Source organism: Desulfamplus magnetovallimortis, assembly GCF_900170035.1.
Lineage (GTDB): Bacteria > Desulfobacterota > Desulfobacteria > Desulfobacterales > Desulfobacteraceae > Desulfamplus > Desulfamplus magnetovallimortis.
In genome coordinates, this window is the sequence record NZ_LT828571.1 from 13,827 (window position 1) to 15,323 (window position 1,497).

Below are 1,497 nucleotides of genomic sequence, written 5' to 3' on the forward strand. Positions count from 1 at the left end.
TATTCAAATATGCGTTGAGAAACATCTTTGCGTTTACTCATGCTTTCAATCTGAATCACAATTTCATGGAGAACATTGTCAATTTCAACCTCCATAACAAGGAAAAGATCATCTTTAAGGCTCTCTTTCAGGGCTTCATATTTACTGATAAATTCCTTATCTATAAAGGTATATTTGCCTATTGATCTTTTGGGAAAATAGTGAGCAAAAAAATCTTCAGTAAATGATGCGATTAACCATTTCATCAAGGCATCATGCTGTTTCGGGTTTTTCATGGGCATTCCTTCATCTGCTGGTGTTCTCGTCATAATTCAATCAATATATCCCCAAACCCTGAATTGATCTTGCAGTTCCGGTATGTATTTAAAAGCCTGAAAATATAGATATTCCGGTGCAAAATCAGCACCATTAGGCCAGACAACAGTGTCAAGCTCTTTATTCAGTTTAAGTTGTGAGAACAATTTTTTATCTTTCAACGGATTGAATACTGATCCATCCAGAGATTGAGACAAATCAGCGATACCTTTCTTTCCATTATTGAAAGAGAGTTCAAGCTGGTAATCCTTTAAATATTTGGCGTCTGTTATGTGTAAAATCATGATGTTACTCCAATGGTTCAATTGACTTTGGCATCTCTTTTTTTCGACATAATTCCCAGTTTGCAAGTAATTTGTCCTGATGTTTTTCAGACCATTCCAAAACAAGTCTAAGTGCCCGTTTCGGGAATTTTCCCTCAATCACACCAGTTTCAATGCAAACCGTAATTTCATATTCACCATATTTTGCGTGAAAATGCGGCGGCATGTGATCGTTCAAGTACATTGAAATAATAATTCCAAGGAATCTGCTGATTACTGGCATTTTATTTACCTTTAAACATCGTTAAATATTTCGTTAATCTCTTCTTCACTATAGTCGAAGATATACTCTTTTTCCTTTTGCAGCTTTTCTATAAATTCAACTTTATTATAACCGGCAAGCTCTGCTGCCTTTCCCAGTGATAGCCGTCCTTTTCTATAGAAATACAATGCAGAGAAGAATTTAACCTCATGCGTAAATCCATCTTTTGTTTCTTTTATGGATAAGAGAATATTTTCCTTGATTGGAAAAGAGATATTTACTGTTCTTTCCTGCATGGCTTAATTTCCAGTTTTATAACTTGATTAATACAAATGTAAAACATCCACTGTCAATGCCTGTGTCATAAGCTTATAGATCAAAAAGTTTGCACGTAACATCTTTCTAAATTTGCAATATTTTATAGCTTTCCTTACGAACTATATTGCAGAATCTTACATCTGAACATACAAAAATTGTCTCTTTGTCACAGTAAATCCTGAAAAAAGCAAATTGTAAAGAATCCAATGTTCTTAAAGAGTAATTCAAACTCGATGTTCGAGTTTTTTTATGAGTATATTGGTATGATTATTGCTGAAACACTGAATACTCAAGAAAACCTGAAACAAACTAATCAATTTAAACATTTAATCTGTAAAA

General features: G+C 33.5%; 4 protein-coding genes. All 4 read right to left on the bottom strand.

Annotated features, from left to right (window positions below; genetic code table 11):
• A partial coding sequence (locus MTBBW1_RS28790; RefSeq protein WP_186441731.1) for a hypothetical protein occupies positions 1–308 on the bottom strand: 308 nt, incomplete at its 3' end.
• A gap of 3 nt (positions 309–311) precedes the next feature.
• The gene (locus MTBBW1_RS26370; RefSeq protein WP_080809756.1) at positions 312–599 is read right to left on the bottom strand and encodes a DUF2442 domain-containing protein; all 288 of its coding nucleotides are present in this window, start codon (positions 597–599) and stop codon (positions 312–314) included.
• A 4-nt stretch (positions 600–603) separates the two neighbouring features.
• Positions 604–861 carry a DUF4160 domain-containing protein gene (locus MTBBW1_RS26375; RefSeq protein WP_080809759.1) on the bottom strand — a complete coding sequence of 86 codons (258 nt, stop codon included), beginning with the start codon at positions 859–861 and terminating at the stop codon, positions 604–606.
• Positions 862–872: 11 nt separating this feature from the next.
• A complete protein-coding gene (locus MTBBW1_RS26380; RefSeq protein WP_080809761.1) occupies positions 873–1,136 on the bottom strand; it encodes a UPF0175 family protein in 264 nt (87 codons plus the stop codon).
• Positions 1,137–1,497: the final 361 nt, after the last annotated feature.